The sequence below is a fragment of the Muriicola sp. genome, from assembly GCF_049669965.1.
Lineage (GTDB): Bacteria > Bacteroidota > Bacteroidia > Flavobacteriales > Flavobacteriaceae > Muriicola.
On sequence record NZ_JBATLB010000058.1, the window covers coordinates 38,276 to 57,014 of the forward strand.

Genomic DNA, 18,739 nt, shown 5'->3' on the forward strand with positions numbered 1-18,739 from the left:
AAAGATTAAATCTAAAAAGATGATCATGAAAAAAATTAGTCTCTTACTGATGCTCGTAATTCTTTGGAATTGCAAGGAAAATAAGGAAGATACCATCGTCCAAAATCTAAAATCCTACACTATTGAACAAATGATGGATAATGAGAATGTAGGGGGTGGGAGTTTTTCACCAGATCTATCCAAATTACTGGTTACCAGTAACAGATCTGGGATTTATAATATGTACACCATTGCCACAGCGGGAGGAGAACTTCAGCCTGTGACGCAATCGGACAGTTCTTCTGTATTTGCGATCTCTTATTTTCCGGAAGACGAACGGATGTTGTTTCGAATGGATAATAATGGAGATGAAATCTATCATATCTATCTCAGGGATAGAGATGGATCCCATAGAGATCTTACACCTTTTGAAGGCAGCAGGTCATTGTTTTACCGATGGGCCAACGATGATAAAAGTTTATTTTTTGGCTCCAATCAGCGAGACAACAGGTATACAGATCTGTATAAAATGGACCTGGCTACTTTTACCCCTACCCTCATCTATCAGAATGATGAGGGGTATAATCTTGAAGCCATCTCTCATGATGAGAAATATGTAGCCTTGAGCAAATCTATTAATACCAATGATAGTGATCTGTATTTATACAATCTGGATGATGAAATACTGATCAAAATAAATGAAAATCAAAGTGCCAATAGTGCCCAGGATTTCACTTTAGACAATACCGGCTTTTTATATACTACTGATGAGGGTTCTGAATTTTCATATCTGATGAGGTACGATGTAACTTCAGGCACGCGCGAGAAGGTATTGGAAAAAGAATGGGACATAGTGGGATCTTATTTCACAGAGAATGGAAAATACAGGGTAACCTATATCAACGAAGATGCTAAGAATAGTATTGAAGTTATGGAGGTTGCTACGGGCCAACTGATGGCATTACCCGCTATTGGGGAGATGGATATCACAGATGTGGCCTTTTCCGATGATGAAAGTCTTATGAGATTTTATGCAGGCGGATCCAATGCACCTTCTGACCTTTATGTCTATAACATTGAGACCAAAGAGCAAACTGAGCTAACGGATGTGCTCAACAAAGAGATTCAACGGCAAGATCTGGTAAATGCTGAAGTAATTAGATTTAGCTCTTTTGATGGCCTGGAAGTACCGGCCATTTACTACAAGCCTCATCAGGCATCTGAGACCAACAAGGTGCCCGCGCTTGTATGGGTGCATGGTGGTCCGGGCGGACAAAGCAGACAAAACTTTAGTTCCTTTATTCAGTACCTGGTGAATCATGGGTATGCCATCCTTGCCGTAAATAACCGCGGTAGTAGTGGGTATGGTAAAACCTTTTACCAAATGGACGATTTAAATCATGGGGATAAAGATCTTAAAGATTGTGTAGAAGGAAAAAACTGGCTGGCCTCCCAGCCAGAAATAGATCCTGATAAAATCGGTATTATAGGCGGGTCATATGGTGGTTATATGACTATGGCCGCCCTGACGTATACCCCGGAAGAATTCGCCGTAGGGGTAAACTTGTTTGGTGTTACCAATTGGATCCGAACACTTAGAAGTATTCCACCATGGTGGGAGTCTTTTAAAGATGCCCTTTATAAAGAGCTTGGTGACCCTAATAGTGCAGACTCTGTTAGGCTTAGGGCCATCTCACCTCTTTTTCACACCGATAAGGTAACAAAGCCATTGATTGTATTACAGGGCTCTCAGGATCCACGGGTACTTCAGATAGAATCTGATGAGATTGTGGCTGGTGTTAGGAAGAATGGGGTCCCGGTAGAATATGTACTCTTTGAGGACGAAGGCCATGGCTTTGTTAAAAAAGAAAATCAAATTGAAGCGTATAGCAAAGTTTTGGAATTTTTAGATGTCTACTTAAAGGAAGATAAGGGGAAACCTATACAAGACGGGCAATCTATTGAATTAAACAACCAAGGTGAATGAGACGAATAACTCTGTGTTTTGCTATTTTAATAAGTGCTGTTGGTTTCGCTCAGAATACGGGAGAAGATGACTGGGGCGCCTGGTATATGTACTTTGGAACTAATAAGGTCTCAGATAAGCTAAGTATACATTCTGAAGCCCAAATTCGATTTTATGAAACAACAGGAAATTTTAATCAGCTACTGCTAAGGACGGGCCTAAACTACCATATAAATCCCGATGCCATAGCAACCTTTGGATACGCGTATATAGCAACCGATGGGACGTTTGAAGAATTTCCGAACGAAATAGATTCCAAAGAAAACAGGATCTTTCAGCAACTTATCCTTAAGAATAAGGTCGGGCAATTTTTGTTTGAACATCGGTATAGGCTAGAGCAGCGCTTTATTGATTTTGGCGAAACCACCGATACGCAGCACAGGGCACGGTACAGGTTACAGCTTACCCTGCCCCTAACCAATACCTTTTTTGTCAATGTATACGACGAAGTATTTATAAACCTGCAGGACGATATATTTGGTCAAAATCGCTTATACGCAGCTATTGGCGTGCATATTACCGAGAATAGTAATCTGCAACTGGGCTATCTGAAGAATCACTTTAATGAAGCCAACTTTGATAGAATTCAAGTGGGGTTTTTCTATAATCCGGACTTGCGCAGGAAGTCGAAGTCCCCGAATTAATAAGGCGCTTATCATTTTTGCAGATTTATGAAGTGGGATCGCAAACCTATGGACCTATTAAAATCTTAAACCATAAAATTGGCATCCCTCTTATAATTGTTTAACTTTATATGTTAATTCAAAAAAAATAATATGAAATATTTAAAAATAGTATTAGTAGGCCTTATCCTTATAGGATCTTACAATTGTAAGGAGGCAAAAAAGGAGGCCAGTGAAGCTGCTGAAGAAATGGAAGAAACCATGGAAGAAGCAGTAGAAGTTGAGATGATTTCCTTTAAAATGGAACCGAAAAGTGAAAGTGGTGTTACTGGTGAGGTAACCTTCGTTCAAGAAAATGATAAAATAAGTATGGTAGGAACCTTTAGTGGTCTGACGCCCGGAGTACACGCTATCCATATTCATGAAAAGGCAGATTGTTCCGCAGCAGATGGCACTTCAACCGGTGGCCATTGGAACCCAACTGCAGAACCTCATGGGCAATGGGGCCAAGAAGGTGGATTTCACAGGGGTGATATTGGTAATTTAACAGCAGATGCAAATGGCAATGCCCGGATAGAATTCTCCACAGACCTCTGGTGTTTAGGATGTGATGATGAGAACAAAAATATAGTTGGCAAAGCGGTGATTGTACATCAAGGAACTGATGATTTTACCACCCAGCCCACTGGTGGCGCCGGAGCCAGAGTTAGCTGTACCGGTATCATAAAATGATATTCATCCAATAAAATTAATAAAGCTGCCAAATGGCAGCTTTTTTTTAGCTTGGATACTGGAAACCTATATGGATTTCCACCAATATATAAATACGTTGAAATTATATTTTATAAACCTGGGGGAGCTTATTTGCGCAGCGAGTTTTGCAAAGAACGGTTAGCCATCCATATTTTTACAAATACAAGAAGCATAGCGACTGTCCAGCTGAAAAAAAGGAAGTATTCCATAACGTAGGTGATTCGGGTCGGTTAATACTCAGTTTTTACACTTAGTTTGTCTTTCGTAACACTTGGGGCATCATGAAAGCCTGTACTTAAACGATAAAAGTAGTCTTTTCGTCTGTAATTTCCTAAAATTTTGTTAGAAAAAGCAGCTAGTATGGCCTCTTAGACAGCGTTTGCCATTAAATTGGTGTGCATAAAAATATGATTTCCGTAATCGAAAGGAGGTTCAGCGCTATTAGAAAAGCCAAATTTTAGCGTACTTTGGTCCAAAATTACGTATCATGAATCCCTCGGGACCAGGATGGATCAATAAATTTGGAGAGGTTGTCAGTAATAAAACAGGAGTCTATTCCGACTTCTCAACCCTATATGCAAGCCTAAAAAAGAACGGATTTGTCTATGGAATAAATGTGGAAATCCCATCATTTATAACCATTGAACACTCCCCGTCGGAAGACGAGAAGGCCAAAATTAATCTCCTTACAGCGCTTTATTTTACTTATGCCCTGGAACGTAGCGATACCAGTTTTGACGTATTCCTGGAAACTATCTTCGCATTTTATAAGGAATTGAATGTTAGCCAGATCTCATTCCTGAACAAGATACTCACAGGAAGCAAGACCTCAGCCCAATTAGAAAAACTAATCGATTCCAGAGTATATCTGGATGATAATGTTATTAGTCGCACTTTTAATAGTATCATCACCAATTCCCTATTGTTTATTGATGTGTTAACCTTTAGATATTATCTAAGAGCAGGGGAACAGATCAGGGAGCAGGCCAAAAAACTCGAGTATCTAACCATCAATATTACGTACCATGCCCTGAACGCCAAGGAAATGAACAAGACGGATGAGAAATTGTCCCTATTATTTGCTTCCTCCCTTTCTTTTATTGATGAAGCCGAAGAAAAATTTGACGGCTCCTATCGGGAGATCCTTCTTAACAATTGTTCTCCTTGGGAAAATCAGTATTTCCTGGATGTGGCCAGTCTTACCGTTTGGGAAGATTTTTCCCTGGACTACAAAGAGTCCGAATTTATTTATGGGATTGGAAAAGATATGGGATTCCCTAAGGACCATATTGCTAAATCGCTCGAAGATATAAGTAGTTTTTTTAAAAAGAACGAACGCAATATTTCCTTTTTAAAGGAAACCAATATGGCAGTTCAATTTTATGACAGCATGTCCAAGGTGGTCAACAAACTGATCATGCGAAATAGTAAAAGACTTCAAAAAGAATTATCAGAAAGTAAGGAATTGGTCTTTCTGATTTCCAAAGGTGCGGTTAAAGAATTAAGTGCAGATGAGAAGAAAAAGATTCAAGAGCAGCTGATGGATGTCTTTAAAAGCGTTCCTTCCCTGGCCATTTTTTTATTACCCGGAGGCGCCGTTTTATTACCTATTTTTATTAAATTAATACCGGCCTTACTTCCCTCATCCTTCGATGAGAACAGAGTTACAAAAAAAGAGAAAAATACCCCGGAAAAAGGACTATAAGAAAAATCTATGGTAGTTATTAACTATCATATTTTCAGTTTTTTAACCGCTTTCACTCCAACCATAACTTAAAATCTTTAACTCGCTCCCTACTCACTATGATTTCCTGGTCTGAAGTCTTGTTTAACTTAATCTGAAGGCGGGAATTAGTGTAAGAAATGATGTCTTTGATATGGTTGATATTCACAAAATATTTTCTGCTTACTCTGAAAAATATTTTTGGAGTTAGTTCGGTTTCCAGTTGCTCCAAGGTAGTGTCTAGCAGGTAAGCTCTTCCATCAATAGTTGCCGCATAGGTACCTTTGTGTTCGCTGTAAAAACATTCAACATCATCTGCATGTACAATCTTTAGGTGCTGCCCAACCTTTACTGTAAATCTCTTTTTGTATTCCCTTTCTACCGGATTGATCAATAGCTTTTTTATATCTTCAAAATCGATAGACATTTTTGGAGCGGTGATACTTTGACTTTTGAATTTAGCCACTGCCTTTTCCAATTCTTCTTCGTCTATTGGTTTAAGAAGATAATCTATGCTGTTCAATTTAAATGCCTGTAAAGCGTATTCATCAAATGCAGTAGTGAAAATTATGGCACTCTTGATCTCTAGCACTTCAAAGATCTCAAATGAGAGTCCATCCGAAAGTTGGATATCCAAAAATATTAGATCGGGATGGGGATTTGTCTGAAACCACTGTATTGATTCTTCTACAGAATGCAGAATGTTGGAAGCCTTAACCCCAAGTACCTCTAACATCCTGGCTAATCTGCGGGCAGCAGGTTTTTCGTCTTCAATAATTAATACATTCATAATTGGATTTCCTTGTTTATGAGCTTCTTTGAAAGAGCAATATACTACATGGGGGGTTCCTTTCTGTATTCTTCCTCCATGATCTTCTGAAGTTGTCGCTGTTCCCAGTTTTTTATAAATCCGAAGGTCGGTCTAAATACACTTACTCCATGCATCAATAGCCCAATCCCCCAAAGTATAGGAACACTGAGAATATTCCAAAGAAGCCATGGTACATAATAGGCATCTACCTCCATGGTTTTGGTATTGAGCAGATCTATCCCCCGTAGACCAAAAAAAACTACAATAACATTTACGATCACATAAACGGTAAGGTGTTTGTAGAACCGTTTTAGTTTTTGTACACGTAAATGTGCTTTTCTATAGGCACTTATTTTTGCGTCTTCCATGATTATTTGAATTTAGCGGCATCGCGCTTGTCCTTTTCAATATACTTCTGTATCTGTTTCTCTTCCCAATTCTTACCGAGGATGGGGTTATAGTTAAACACCTTGGCGGCGTGAAACGCCAGGCCTATACCCCAGAAAAATGGCGTAAAAAAGGTGCCAAACTGCCAGAAAGTATCCCCATCGTTTAAGGCCCTAATTAGAATATTAATTACAATAAAGGAGTTTATTATGATGTATACGGCAAGATGAATGTAAAAGCCCTTTAGCTCTTCCACCTGTTTTTTTGCCCTTTTTAACTTTTCGTTCTCTATATCCTGATATTCCATAACTCTTTAATTTACTTTAATTATTCCCATCGTTTTATCTCGTCATCCTCTCGCATTAATTCCTTGATCTTACGCTCTTCCCAATCACGGCCGAAGAACGGATTTAGGTTGAAGGTGCCAATGGCGTGAAAAATTATTCCTATCCCCCATCCAAAGGCAGCCCAGAGAAACCACATATACCGCCATTCATTGGTTAGGTAGTTGATAACCGCCAAAGCGGAGATAACCAGTACATAGGAGGTTAGGTTTCCGTAAAATTTCTTTAATCGCTCCACGCGGTCCTTGGCGCGTAGGTATTTGTTCTCTTTGCTAAAATCTTCCATGATTAGTGTTTTATTGTGTTTTTTGGTTAATCAAATTTCGTAAGACTTCCTTGTTTTTCTAAAAGAACCCAACTCAATTGTGGTTTTTTGATGATGAATTGTATTATTGGTATGCTCCACCATTGGAAGTCCTTTGAATGCTGCTTTTTAGAAATCGTCCTTCTCCATCAATTCTTTTATCTTCTTCTCTTCCCAGTTCTTACCCCAAAGAGGGTTATATCCGTAAGCTTCCATTCCGTGTGCTACGATCCCAAATCCCCAGCCTAAAGCCGGGAATATTACCCATGGGAAATCGGAAGACCTGTAGTTGATCCACATTAAAAAAGGAATTACAATTAAATAGGCAGTTAAGTTCCCCAGGAACCCCTTTATGGCTTCCACCCGTTCTTTCGCTTTTTCATACCGTTTATCTTCAATAAATGTTTTCTGAGTTTCCATACTTCCAATTTGTTTGGTGAGCATCGGCAATTTTACACTGAATTCTGATGCTGTTTTGTTAATATTTACTTTTCTGTTAGACAGGATGGAGTACCGTTGCTGAATATTACGCAATCCTACCCCACTGCTTCTTTTCACTACCTGCTTCTCCTGCAGATTATTGGTGACCACCAGACATCCGTCTTCTTCAAACACTCGTATTCTCAGTGGTTTTTCTGAAGTTATCACATTGTGTTTTACCGCATTCTCCAGTAGCAATTGTAAGGACAATGGAACAATCCTCGCATCCTGAATACTACATGTTTCCGGTATATTAAACTCAATACTATCCTCAAACCTCATGGTCAGGAGTTTTATGTATGTCCTAGCAAAATCTAGCTCCTCGTTTACAGGAACCAGGTCTTTGTTCTTTTGTTCCAAAACATATCGGTACACTTTGGAAAGTGCAGTAGTAAAGCGTTGTGCCTGCTGCGGATCTTCCTCAATAAGGCTGGTAAGTACATTCAGACTATTAAAAAGGAAGTGAGGGTCTAATTGGTTCTTAAGGGCATCGAACTTGGCAGAGGCTGTCCCTGCGATGATTTTTTGTTCCTTTATTTTTGAATCCTGCAGTGCCTTGTAAAAATAGAAGGCATGAATAAAAAGTGATACCACCAGGGTAATTGTCAGTGCAATCACGTAATAATAAACGCGTTCATTGGCCACAAAGTTTTCAAACGTCATCCCGTAAATGATCACTTCAACAAACCATCTCACCAATCCAAAGGCCATGACCGTTACGACGACAGAACCAATAGCCCCAAACCAAAGCCGTTTCTGGGCCTGTGTTTCCCAACTGTAGCGCTTAGTCGCGTAGACATGAAACAAGGAACTTACAGCGGTTAGCACAAAACTGTATATAAAGCTTACTCCTATCCGTTCCAGTAATTCCATTAGCTGTACCGGTTGTCCAAAATTGATTATCAGATTCAACAGCACGATACCTACCGTGATCAGAATAGATACTTTGATAATTTTTGAGAATTCTTTCATGTATTTCACAATTAAAAAAGCATTTAAACAATCGCCCTTTGATTAAAGGTACTAAAAACATGATTTTATTCTTTGCAGCCAATAACACTGGATACCATCAATGCTTTTTTGATACTCTTTTACAAATCTCCTTTCTTTTTACCTGGGTAAAAAACCTAACTCACCGAATTGTTCCTTTTAAGTCCCCATCTGTAATTTTATGGACCTTAAAATGGCATAATTTGTATATTTTTAGTGTTTAGCAATTGTTATGTACATTCCATCTCAATACAAGAATGAAGATCTGGCTGAAGTAAAAGACTTTATATCGTCTAATTCTTTTGCCATCCTGATCAATGAACTACAGGGAAAACCCTGGGCAACGCATACTCCTTTAGAATTAGATAAAGACGACCAAGGGAATGATATTCTTATTGGCCATATTGCCAGGGCCAATCCGCAATGGAAGGCATTTGAAACTAAGCCCGAGGTGCTTTGTGTTTTCAACGGACCTCACACCTATGTTTCCTCTTCCTGGTATAAAGAAGAAGAGGTACCTACCTGGAACTATATTGCCGTTCATATCTATGGGACACTTAGTATAATGTCAGAATCTGAAGTACTAAGCTGGTTACATGGGTTGGTAGCGCATTACGAAAAAGAGGAGAAAACGCCTGTTTCTCTAAAGGACATGTCCCCTGCTACTTTAAAGCAAGTTAGAGGGGTCGTTGGATTTAGGATAAAAATTAATGAGATTCAAGCTGCTTATAAGTTGTCTCAGGGAAGAGAAGAAGATCATGCCAGGATCATCCATGAACTCCATCATAAAAAGGACGCAGGAAGCCTACAAGTCTCACATATCATGAAGAAAAGAGGAACAAAAGATTCTTAGACCCTTACCTCAAAAAACGGAGCGAATGCAGTTCAAATGGTTTGTAAATGCCTCAACAATGTTTCTTTATACGATTTGCTTAAAGGGATTACCTTCCTGTTGATCTCTACATGACCTTCGGCCACCACATCTAATCGCTTAATATTTACGATGTACGACCGGTGAACTCTAACGAAGAGTGACCCAGGCAATTTATCTTCCATCACCTTCAGGGTGGCGGTTAAAACGTAGGGCTTTTTGGGTGTTGCGATTTTACAATAGTTGCGATCTGCTTCCACAAATAGTATTTCTTCCAGCAAAAGCTTTTCCATCTGTCCATGGTGCCTAATAAAGATTCTATCGTTTAAAACTTCGATCAGCTCCTCTTTCTCGTTTGCTGTGTTCTTTCTGTTTTGTTGCTCTGTTACCAAGGAAAGGGTGCGATGCAGTTCTTGCAAATTAATTGGTTTGGCAATGAATGCAAAGGGATGGGTCTTTTTCGCCTTCTCAAAAGTTGCTTCATCATTGTTAGCTGTGATATACACATGGGGGATGTCTGTTGTGATTTGCATAGCATGGGCCGTCTCAATTCCACTTATACTTCCTTTTAAATTGATGTCCATTAGAACTACGTCCGGAGTATTTAGTTTCACATGGATAAGGGCTTCCTCACCTCTTGATTCTATCCCTGAGATCTCATAACCCAATTTAGATAGTTGCAGTGACATATTGGCCGCGATGATCATGTCGTCTTCTACAATAAGAACTCGTGTTTTAGATTCCATTTTTATGCCGCTTTGGGGAGTTGAAAATCGAATGTAACTACGGTGCCATGGTCAATGCTCAGGTTCATAACCCCATCCAATTGGGTTGTTAATAAGGCAATGAGTTGCGTGCCAAAACCAGTTCCTTCAGAGCCTTTCGTCTCGCTTTTTCCAATTCCATTATCAGCTACCTCAAGGTGAAGAATAGAATCTCTTTTTTGCAGCCTAATTTGAATTATCCCAACAGATTTGTCCGGAAAGGCGTATTTGAGTGCATTAGACAGTAGTTCGTTCACTATGAGTCCAATAGGGATGGCATGGTCTATATCTACAGATAACTCGTCCATCTCGCACCTAAGAGTTACTCTTTCCTCCATCCCATAGGTATGAATGGCATGATTGCCTAAATTTTGGAAATAGTCTTTCATTTCAATACAAGACAGGCTTTTTCCCTGATACAATTTCTGATGAATCATACTCATGCTGTGAACCCGTTGCTGACTATTGATCATGGCCTCACGGATCTTAGGATTTTTTATTTGTTCGGACTGAAGGGATAACAAACCCGAAACGATCTCCAGATTGTTCTTCACCCTGTGATGTATCTCTTTTAGTAGAAATTCCTTTTCCTCATTTTGCAGTTCCAATAATCTATTCTTGCGCCTGTTTGTTCTGGCAGCTTTGAATAATAATAACAAGTAAAGGAATAGAAGAATGGATACAACCATAATTAAGGTCTGTATGGTCTGTTGCTTTTTGATCTGTGTACCTTGCAGCTGAATGGTATTCTCCTTTTTAGCTACTTCAAATTCCGTTTGGATCTGCGACATGCGTTCCGAAGCCTCCGCCGTAAAAACTTCATTTTTTAGTTCGTCATATATCTCAAAGGCCATATAGGCTTCTTTATAATTATGCCCACCCGCATAAGCTCTTCCAAGATTCTGATAGGCTTCACTTAAATAAAAAGCATCCCCGAAGTTTTCCGTGGCCACCTCGATACAATTAGTAAGGCTGGTTACCGCCGATACGTATTTTCCTTGCATGTTCTGTAATTTACCCAGAGACAACCAGGATCTCATCAGCATAAAACTATTGTTCAATTGCTCAGAAAAAGATATTGCCTTCATTGAGGCTTCCTCTGCCTGGGCATAATTGTTTAACAAGCCATACAACTCTGCCAATGAAATATAGACATCACTGAGGTTATTGTAAAAACCATAGCGCTCCCCGATGGCGATGGCATGCAGAAACTGAGTGCGTGCTTTTTCTAATTCTCCAAGCGACAGGTAATTATTCCCTACCACATAAAGTGTAAAATCATAGTCGAGATCACTCATCCCAATAGTTTCAAATAAAGAAAGGGAGAGCAATCCCTGTTCTATTCCCTTGTCATATTTCCCTTGTTTCCAGAATAGATTGCTCAGATCGCTATGGGCTACTGCCATGGCATGCAGGTCTTTTAATTCTTCACCAAGTCGAAGTGATTGCAGTGCGTATTCGGCTGCTTTACTGAGATCCCCTCTGCGCTCATGGACGTAACCTAGTTGTGTGTACAAAAAAGGCAGGTTTTTTTGATCGATATCGGGCTTTGCTAAATCTAAGACGAACTGAGCACTGTCTAATTGCTCATTTCGCAACAATATGGCCCCTTGGGTGATCCTGAAACGAGCCAACCATGGAAAACTATTTTTAGCTTTTGCTTCCTGTAAACCGATCTTTGTGAATTCATATGCGCTAATTAGATCGCGGGTATGCCAATAATAGGCCAGGTCATTTAAGATCAAAAATTTAAGTGAATCCGTGGGAGCTTTTGTATAGGCAATTTGAAGAGTATCCAGATAGGAAGGGCCAAAATTATCTGTATCAATAAAAACTCTTTTGTAAGAATTTTCTTCCTTGAAGTCTATAATTTGGGTCGTGCCTATGAATCCATTCAAAAAAGAAAAGAGGGTAACAGAAACGACTCTTAAAAGACGATTTCTCATTTCATGATTCTTCTCATTAAAGTGACAATGAGGCTTCTCAAGATACAAAAAAAACAGTATCCCGGGTCCAGGCTAAAAAAAATAGCAGTTTCGGACAGTTAAATAACCGCTTCGTCCTCCTAGTTAAAGTTATTTGCTTTATTATTCTTTCCTTCATTAGAATTGGGCGCAGGGCACCTTGTCTGAAATGGAAAACGAGCCGTATGAAAAGTGCTATACTCTTATCGCTATTATTGCTTACCGGATTATTTGGATGCCAATCTGTCCAAAAAGAAGATAAAGCGTACGACGAAATTCAGGAAGCCGCCTTAAAGCTGTATGTGGATTCTTGTTGGAACCAACACAGTGTGACCGGCATTGGTAATTTGATGACAGACGACTTTACAAGGGAACTCAACGGAATCACGGTAGCAAAAGGCCCTTTGGAATTGGAAGCGTATATAAAAAATTACATTCGCGCCTTTCCGGATTTGAAAATAACCATTGAAGATATCTTGCAGAATAACCGCCAATTGATATGTAACTGGAGCTTCGAAGGAACCAACACAGGTGAATTTGCCGAGTATTTGCCCACTGGTAAAAAGACTAAAGTAGCCGGAGTATCTTTTTTTCAGTTTACTGAAGACGGAAAAATATCGAGAGAAGAGACCTATTACAATGAATTATATCTTTTACAGCAATTGGGATACACCTTACAACCCCCTAACCTGGAATAGCCTTGCAGGGCTATTTAAACTTCAACAATCACCAATTAATCAACCAATTGAAAAGGCCCCGAAAATTCCGGGCCTTTTAACATCCATCCTTTCGCTAAAAATCCTAACTTTAGGGTAAACCTAAACTCATAATTACCATGTTACAAAGTAAATTCTGGCAGGGATTCTTCGCTATAGGGCCCATAGCAATAATTTTTCTGGGTATGATCGCTTATTTTATATTCTTGTTTTTCTTATTCCAGAATACAGACCGCATGGATCTTGGATCTGGGGTCTATTCTAATTCTCAAGTATTTGGAAATATTGTAATATTCCTGATTATAGTATTAATAGCGATTTTGGTCTCTTTCGGGAGTCTTGTTTTTTACATCGTACATGCGGCCAACAATCCGAATCTTAGGGAGAACAATATGCTCCTGGTTTGGATCCTATTATTCATCTTTGCGAATGGCATCGGACAACTCATCTATTGGATAATAGAAATTATCAACAAACGTACCTCCGGGGCTTAAGATTGAATTCAGCGAAATTAAATTTAACATTCTTTCGCACTACAACCAGGCCAAAGTTTGCGATAATTAGATAACCATTTTTCCGGCAGATCTCAATACTACAGCCCAACATCAGGAATTAATCATCAAAGTTCAGGGTAGCCATTCTAGAGTTATTGTTTTTCTCAATACTCATGATCCACAATTCATTACCATATTTTTCTCTGAAATTGGTCTTCACCTTTTCCAGATCTTCTTCATTTCCTTCATAATGCGCCAGGTAGACATAGTTGAGTCCATTGATAGGATTTTTGAAATGTCCGGCAGTAATCCCCTGGTCCTTAAGATCTGCGAGGAATTTTTCAAGATATTCCTGGGTTTCAAAAACATTGGCAATGACATAATGACCTTCAGGGATGCCAAGAAGATTGCCTACCATAGTGTGCGGTGTCTCCTTTTTATTGGGAGCCAGGGAAACCTGACTTAAGCGTTTCAAAGAATCCAGGTTCTTTTGCATTTGCATTTTAGTAGATTCGGTAAGACGATACTGTTCCTTAGCAGGATTAGGGTCCTCGTTCTTAGCGAATACTCCTGGCTGTTGTTGTGCGCCATAAGCTGCTTTCAAAGCATCGAGTTCTTGTCTGTTACTGCGAACGGCCAATTCAAATCGTCGTTCCATTTCAGAACCTATGAAATTTTCGAGGGAGTCTAATTTATATATCAATTCATTAATCACAGCATAATTCGCACGATTGAGTTTGCGAAGTTTATCCATCTCAAGAAATAGTGGATTTTTATTTTTCTTAATCCTCCTTTTTACATCTAGGTAATCTGTATCATTTTCCTCATCCGATTCACGTTGAACCATATTCTCGGTAAGGGTTGGAATAAAATTATAAGCAATTGAAATCTCATGGGTAATGCCAAAATTATTGATGTTCTGGGCGAATCCCCTTTCAAAATTATAGCCGAGAGATAAGCGGCTGTTCACGTTAAATCCCGCCCCGGCAGATCCGCCGTAAAAACTGTCATAACCCGCCTGTAACCACCCAAGTCGCGGAAGGTCTAAAATGATACCTCCCCCGAAATTAAATTCCTCTTCTCCCACCTTTCGTATCCTGGCCAATGGCATGAGTCGGCCTTTTTCAAATATTCCCTTGGCATACTCAAAATTACGGGTGTACTGTAAATGTCCCGAAAAGGATTTTTCATTGAACTCCGTGATCGATTCGCCTGTTTTAAAATTGAAATCGAAGATGTTTTCTGCAAAAAGACCTACGTCAAAACTCCCCAAAGACAGATTGATCCCGGGTTGAAAAGCGATGACAGAATTCTCGCTGAATGAATTCAATACAGGATCTTCCTCATTGGTAATTGCCCTTGATTCATCAAAACTACTCCTGTAATAGGGAATATTGAATCCAAAGGTTAAATTACTTTTGTCTGAAAGGCGAACTCCATAGGCGTAATTAGTCAGGACACCTACATTGGAGACCAGACCTTGCTGTTGATTGTAAACACTAATTCCCAGACCGGTTCTGTCGTTGATCCTCCCGCTATAACTCAGGAAATAATTTTGATTATTATCCTGGAAATAGGCCGACTGGCTTCTGTGAAAAAAGTTGATATACGATTTATCTTCCCGAACCGTAGAAAAGGTTGGATTGATGAGAAATCGATTAAATTTTAAGAGATTTTGAAAAGGTACGTTATATGAAACAAAAGGCGTTTCATCCTGGCTAAAAAGGTGTCCCGAAAATGAAAGACTCAACATAATCAATGCCCAAAACCTAAAATGGACAACACAAACAGAATCCTTGAAAATAGATAGATTATTGCAGAACATGGCACAAGTATTTTCTGCACTAAATCATAGCTCCTTTCACAAGGTGGGATCACCTTTAGCCAAGAATAAAATAATAAAATTAAGAAGGAGTAATTTCTAGTACATAGGTTAATAGTTACTTTAGATTTGGATTGACAAGTTGAGAAAAGAACGATAAGCTGACAATTTTTTTCGCTAAAATGCACGGCGAAGAACCAAATTTCGATGAAGAACCTCAATAATGTTAAAGAATGGTGTTATTCATCGATTTTGTGGTTTTTTGTTTTATCAATATTTGTCCAATGTGTTCAAATTCAACCTGTTAATTATTCATAGGTAGGGGAGCTATTTCGTATTAGTTTTTTAAAAAAAAGCGTTATTATTCCCAAGTTCTATGTAACAACTACTCTTTATTATTGCAATATTCCATAGTTTCTGTATCTATCCACTCAGGGAAACCTGTAATTTCCTTTTAAAAACTTACACTATGAGTTTTGGGTTTCTTAGGGTTTTCTCTGAAAATTTTTACCCATGTCTATATGTACTAACTTTTATAAGCAGACTTTCCTTATCGAAGCATTTCTATGTTTGCTGGTTCTTGATAATGAAGTGAAAGGTAACTTTGCAAATAATGAAACACAAAACTACAATTGGGTCGCCCAATTCTACAATTGGGTATTTCTCATTCCAATGTTTGGTTATATGATCTCATCTTTGAGGCATTATAAACCATAAAAATATTCTTATGAAAAAATTAATCTTCTTATTCGCTTTTGCTCTTAGTTTGAATTTTACACACGCTCAGGAAGCCACCGGAGTAAACGTTGTGGTCACTGTAGAAAATGTGCTTTCGGACGGAGGTGAAATTCTAGCCGGACTTCACACGGCCAACACTTTTATGAAAACCAACGGAATTGACAACATGGCGGTGGAAGCAAAGAAAGGTTCTCTAAGCTTCATATTTAAGGATGTAAAACCCGGTAGCTATGCGTTAATGGTAATGCACGATGTGAATAGTAATAAAAATATGGACTTCGATTCTAATGGAATGCCCACAGAAAGTTATGGGATGTCTGGGAATGAAATGGTGATGGGGCCACCCACTTTCGAAGCTGCTAAATTTGAGGTAGCAGATGAAGATTTAGAGCTTAGCATCCGGTTTTAAAAGATACAAGCATTAAAAAGCCCACTTCTAAGTGGGCTTTTTTTTGATCATATTTCTTCTGTGAGCCAGGCTTTCATCATCCAAACGGTCTTCTCCTGTTCTGTAATGAAGTCGCTCATCATAGAATTAGTCCCTTCATCATTGGCATCGGCAGAGGCTTGTAAGATGCGACGTTCTATCTTTAACAGTTCCGTCAAAGAATCCACAATTAGTCGGATGGCCTCTTCATCCACCGTGACGTTCTTTCCCAAAGGAACTTTTGCATTCTTGATATAATCCTCAAAGGTGTGCAAAGGCACCTCTCCTAGCGTAAGCACACGCTCAGCTACTTCGTCTACTTTAATGTTAGCATCATTGTACAGCTCTTCAAACTTAAGATGCAGATCGAAGAAGCGCTTTCCTTTTATGTTCCAGTGAATCCCTCTGAGGTTCATATAATAACGCTGAAAATTTGCCAAAAGAATATTCAATTCTTTTCCAAGCGCTCTAGACTGTTTTGTATCTAATCCAATACTATTTAGTTTCATAACATATATTTTTATGTCATAAAGTTATTGAATTATAATTAGGTATAATCATAAGTTTTATTGATAGTTTTTATAAATTTATTGCATAAAATTATTAAGATGACCATAACACAATTGCAGTATGTGCTGGCAGTGGCAGAATATCAGAATTTTACGGTGGCTGCTGAAAAAAGCTTTGTTACCCAGCCTACCTTGAGTATGCAGGTACAAAAGTTGGAAGATGAATTGGATGTGAGAATTTTTGACAGAAGCAAAAAGCCCATATCCATTACGGAAGCAGGCAAAAAAATCGTTGCCCAGGCTAAAAATATTGTTAATGAAGCTAAAAGGATCAAGGATATTGTTGATCAGGAAAAAGGATTTATCGGGGGTGATTTTACCCTGGGGATCATACCTACCGTAATGCCCACGCTGTTACCCATGTTTCTGAAAACCTTTATCAACAAATATCCTAAGGTTCACTTAGTGATCAAAGAACAAAATACAGACAGCCTGATACGAAATTTGCAGGATGGTCATCTAGACGCAGGTATCGCAGCTACCCCACTCGATATTGAGTTTATTACCGAAAGGCCGCTTTACTACGAGCCCTTTGTAGGTTACGTACCGCCAAGCCACCGACTTAGGAATGCAGATAAAATTAAACCGGAGGAATTAGATATCAAGGATATATTACTGTTGCGAGACGGACACTGTTTTCGTGAAGGAGTTGTAAATCTATGTAAGGCATCCCGAAAAGTAGAGGATGAGCACTTCCAACTACAAAGCGGTAGCTTCGAAACTCTTGTAAATCTTGCGAATGAAGGGCTAGGCATGACCCTGTTGCCCTATTTGAATACCCTGGAACTCGATGAAGGTAAAAGATCTAATTTGCGGTATTTTCAGGATCCGCCACCCGCCAGAGAAATTAGCCTTATTTATCACAAAAAGGAATTGAAGCTACACATTACGAATGCGCTCAGAGATGTCATAGACTCCGTGGTGAGGGGAGCGATAAAATTTCAGGATGTGAATATTATTAGTCCGTTGTCGCAGAATTGACCGGATACAAATCAGAAAGTACCACAAAAAAACCGCCAGTTAGGCGGTTATTTTTAGGCTTTTATGTACAATAAACTCTCTTGTAATTCGGGTTTATCGCAGATGAACTGGCGCAACCAGCGTTTTAGTTCTTCAATTTCATAAGGTAACAACTTCGAAATTGCTTTTTGCAGTTCTTTGCTAAACAATTTAGCATCGAAACTGACTTTCTGGAGTACTGTTTTGTAATACTCCAACATAGCTCTAGCCATACGTGCGTATTTAGTAGTTAGACTGTTTCATCGAATTTAACAAAAAAAAGGTAGTTATTATTGCATGGGGTTAGTTAAATATTAGATAATTTCACTTTATCATCGATGAAATACACAGCTAAATACGCATACATAAGTCTTAAGACAATTCTTAGAAAAAGTCTTATTGTACTGATATTCATATTTTTAGCTTCTTGTGCCTCTCAAAAAGAAAGACGTTTAAAGAAAAGAGTTTTGCAAGCACTACGTGTGGATAGTTTTGAGGATCATTTTACGGGCCTGCTGATCTATAATCCTCAAAACGCGGATACTCTATTAAGTATTAATAGCAATAAATATTTTACACCTGCCAGTAATACGAAGATTTTTACGCTTTACACGGCTTTAAAAATTCTGCCAGATTCTATTCCTGCCTTAAAATATGTGAATAAACAAGATACGCTTTACTTTTCAGGAACGGGTGACCCTTCTGCGCTACATCCCCATTTTCAGGATAGCAGCAGCATTCAGTTCATAAAACGATTTAAAACTCTGAAGTATGTTACAGGATCTTATGTTGAGGATAGGTTTGGGCCGGGTTGGGCCTGGGAGGATTACGATAGTGCCTTCTCGCCCGAGATAACTTCCCTCCCACTTTACGGGAATGTAGTTACCCTCTATAAAAGCGATAAGATCTCTCTAATCCCTGCCTATTTTAAGGACAGTGTACGGTTACAGCCAAG

The 18,739-nt window shown here is 39.0% G+C and carries 20 protein-coding genes; 10 read left to right on the top strand and 10 right to left on the bottom strand.

The features are described from left to right. The first annotated feature begins 25 nt into the window (after positions 1 to 25). The 4 genes from WBM49_RS03620 (at position 26) to WBM49_RS03635 (ending at position 5,086) form a co-directional block, all read left to right on the top strand. Positions 26 to 1,966 carry a S9 family peptidase gene (locus WBM49_RS03620; protein WP_424370702.1) on the top strand — a complete coding sequence of 647 codons (1,941 nt, stop codon included), beginning with the start codon at positions 26 to 28 and terminating at the stop codon, positions 1,964 to 1,966. Continuing rightward, positions 1,963 to 2,649 carry a DUF2490 domain-containing protein gene (locus WBM49_RS03625; protein ID WP_424370703.1) on the top strand — a complete coding sequence of 229 codons (687 nt, stop codon included), beginning with the start codon at positions 1,963 to 1,965 and terminating at the stop codon, positions 2,647 to 2,649. Before WBM49_RS03620 ends, WBM49_RS03625 begins: the two co-directional genes overlap by 4 nt. Before the next feature lie 132 nt (positions 2,650 to 2,781). Further along, positions 2,782 to 3,360 carry a superoxide dismutase family protein gene (locus WBM49_RS03630; RefSeq protein WP_424370704.1) on the top strand — a complete coding sequence of 193 codons (579 nt, stop codon included), beginning with the start codon at positions 2,782 to 2,784 and terminating at the stop codon, positions 3,358 to 3,360. A gap of 508 nt (positions 3,361 to 3,868) precedes the next feature. Beyond that, complete coding sequence (locus WBM49_RS03635; RefSeq protein WP_424370705.1) at positions 3,869 to 5,086, top strand: LETM1-related biofilm-associated protein; 1,218 nt, start codon at positions 3,869 to 3,871, stop codon at positions 5,084 to 5,086. 52 nt (positions 5,087 to 5,138) lie between these two features. Here the strand turns inward: WBM49_RS03635 and WBM49_RS03640 are convergent, their stop codons facing one another. The 5 genes from WBM49_RS03640 to WBM49_RS03660 form a co-directional block, all read right to left on the bottom strand. Then, positions 5,139 to 5,894 carry a LytR/AlgR family response regulator transcription factor gene (locus WBM49_RS03640; RefSeq protein ID WP_424370706.1) on the bottom strand — a complete coding sequence of 252 codons (756 nt, stop codon included), beginning with the start codon at positions 5,892 to 5,894 and terminating at the stop codon, positions 5,139 to 5,141. Between the two features lie 44 nt (positions 5,895 to 5,938). Then, positions 5,939 to 6,283, bottom strand: a complete 345-nt coding sequence (locus WBM49_RS03645; RefSeq protein ID WP_424370707.1) for a 2TM domain-containing protein — start codon at positions 6,281 to 6,283, stop codon at positions 5,939 to 5,941. A 2-nt stretch (positions 6,284 to 6,285) separates the two neighbouring features. After that, positions 6,286 to 6,609, bottom strand: a complete 324-nt coding sequence (locus WBM49_RS03650) for a 2TM domain-containing protein (RefSeq protein ID WP_424370708.1) — start codon at positions 6,607 to 6,609, stop codon at positions 6,286 to 6,288. A 20-nt stretch (positions 6,610 to 6,629) separates the two neighbouring features. After that, positions 6,630 to 6,932 (bottom strand): 2TM domain-containing protein, encoded by a 303-nt coding sequence (locus WBM49_RS03655; RefSeq protein WP_424370709.1) that lies wholly within the window; start codon positions 6,930 to 6,932, stop codon positions 6,630 to 6,632. A 147-nt stretch (positions 6,933 to 7,079) separates the two neighbouring features. Next, complete coding sequence (locus WBM49_RS03660) at positions 7,080 to 8,402, bottom strand: 2TM domain-containing protein (protein ID WP_424370710.1); 1,323 nt, start codon at positions 8,400 to 8,402, stop codon at positions 7,080 to 7,082. A 250-nt stretch (positions 8,403 to 8,652) separates the two neighbouring features. Here WBM49_RS03660 and WBM49_RS03665 point away from each other — a divergent pair, with 250 nt between their 5' ends. Continuing rightward, complete coding sequence (locus tag WBM49_RS03665) at positions 8,653 to 9,273, top strand: FMN-binding negative transcriptional regulator (RefSeq protein ID WP_424370711.1); 621 nt, start codon at positions 8,653 to 8,655, stop codon at positions 9,271 to 9,273. A 32-nt stretch (positions 9,274 to 9,305) separates the two neighbouring features. Here WBM49_RS03665 and WBM49_RS03670 read toward each other — a convergent pair whose 3' ends face one another. Then, a complete protein-coding gene (locus tag WBM49_RS03670; RefSeq protein ID WP_424370712.1) occupies positions 9,306 to 10,037 on the bottom strand; it encodes a LytR/AlgR family response regulator transcription factor in 732 nt (243 codons plus the stop codon). 2 nt (positions 10,038 to 10,039) lie between these two features. Continuing rightward, the gene (locus tag WBM49_RS03675; RefSeq protein ID WP_424370713.1) at positions 10,040 to 12,001 is read right to left on the bottom strand and encodes a histidine kinase dimerization/phosphoacceptor domain -containing protein; all 1,962 of its coding nucleotides are present in this window, start codon (positions 11,999 to 12,001) and stop codon (positions 10,040 to 10,042) included. Positions 12,002 to 12,204: 203 nt separating this feature from the next. Between WBM49_RS03675 and WBM49_RS03680 the strand changes: the two genes are divergently transcribed. After that, entirely contained in the window at positions 12,205 to 12,717 is a 513-nt protein-coding gene (locus WBM49_RS03680; RefSeq protein ID WP_424370714.1) for an ester cyclase, read from the top strand. Positions 12,718 to 12,854: 137 nt separating this feature from the next. Then, positions 12,855 to 13,229, top strand: coding sequence for a hypothetical protein (locus tag WBM49_RS03685; RefSeq protein ID WP_424370715.1), 375 nt, complete (start codon positions 12,855 to 12,857; stop codon positions 13,227 to 13,229). Between the two features lie 118 nt (positions 13,230 to 13,347). Here WBM49_RS03685 and WBM49_RS03690 read toward each other — a convergent pair whose 3' ends face one another. Beyond that, a complete protein-coding gene (locus WBM49_RS03690; protein WP_424370716.1) occupies positions 13,348 to 15,054 on the bottom strand; it encodes a PorP/SprF family type IX secretion system membrane protein in 1,707 nt (568 codons plus the stop codon). A gap of 724 nt (positions 15,055 to 15,778) precedes the next feature. Here WBM49_RS03690 and WBM49_RS03695 point away from each other — a divergent pair. Then, positions 15,779 to 16,198 (top strand): DUF2141 domain-containing protein, encoded by a 420-nt coding sequence (locus WBM49_RS03695; protein WP_424370717.1) that lies wholly within the window; start codon positions 15,779 to 15,781, stop codon positions 16,196 to 16,198. Positions 16,199 to 16,245: 47 nt separating this feature from the next. On the opposite strand, the gene WBM49_RS03700 is transcribed toward WBM49_RS03695, so the two are convergent. Further along, on the bottom strand, positions 16,246 to 16,725 hold the full coding sequence (locus WBM49_RS03700) for a Dps family protein (RefSeq protein ID WP_424370718.1): 480 nt from the start codon (positions 16,723 to 16,725) through the stop codon (positions 16,246 to 16,248). 99 nt (positions 16,726 to 16,824) lie between these two features. Here WBM49_RS03700 and WBM49_RS03705 point away from each other — a divergent pair, with 99 nt between their 5' ends. Then, positions 16,825 to 17,766, top strand: coding sequence for a LysR substrate-binding domain-containing protein (locus WBM49_RS03705; protein WP_424370719.1), 942 nt, complete (start codon positions 16,825 to 16,827; stop codon positions 17,764 to 17,766). Positions 17,767 to 17,819: 53 nt separating this feature from the next. Here the strand turns inward: WBM49_RS03705 and WBM49_RS03710 are convergent, their stop codons facing one another. Then, a complete protein-coding gene (locus WBM49_RS03710; protein WP_424370720.1) occupies positions 17,820 to 18,017 on the bottom strand; it encodes a hypothetical protein in 198 nt (65 codons plus the stop codon). A gap of 234 nt (positions 18,018 to 18,251) precedes the next feature. Between WBM49_RS03710 and WBM49_RS03715 the strand changes: the two genes are divergently transcribed. After that, on the top strand, positions 18,252 to 18,739 hold a 488-nt coding region (locus tag WBM49_RS03715), incomplete at its 3' end, for a D-alanyl-D-alanine carboxypeptidase (RefSeq protein WP_424370721.1).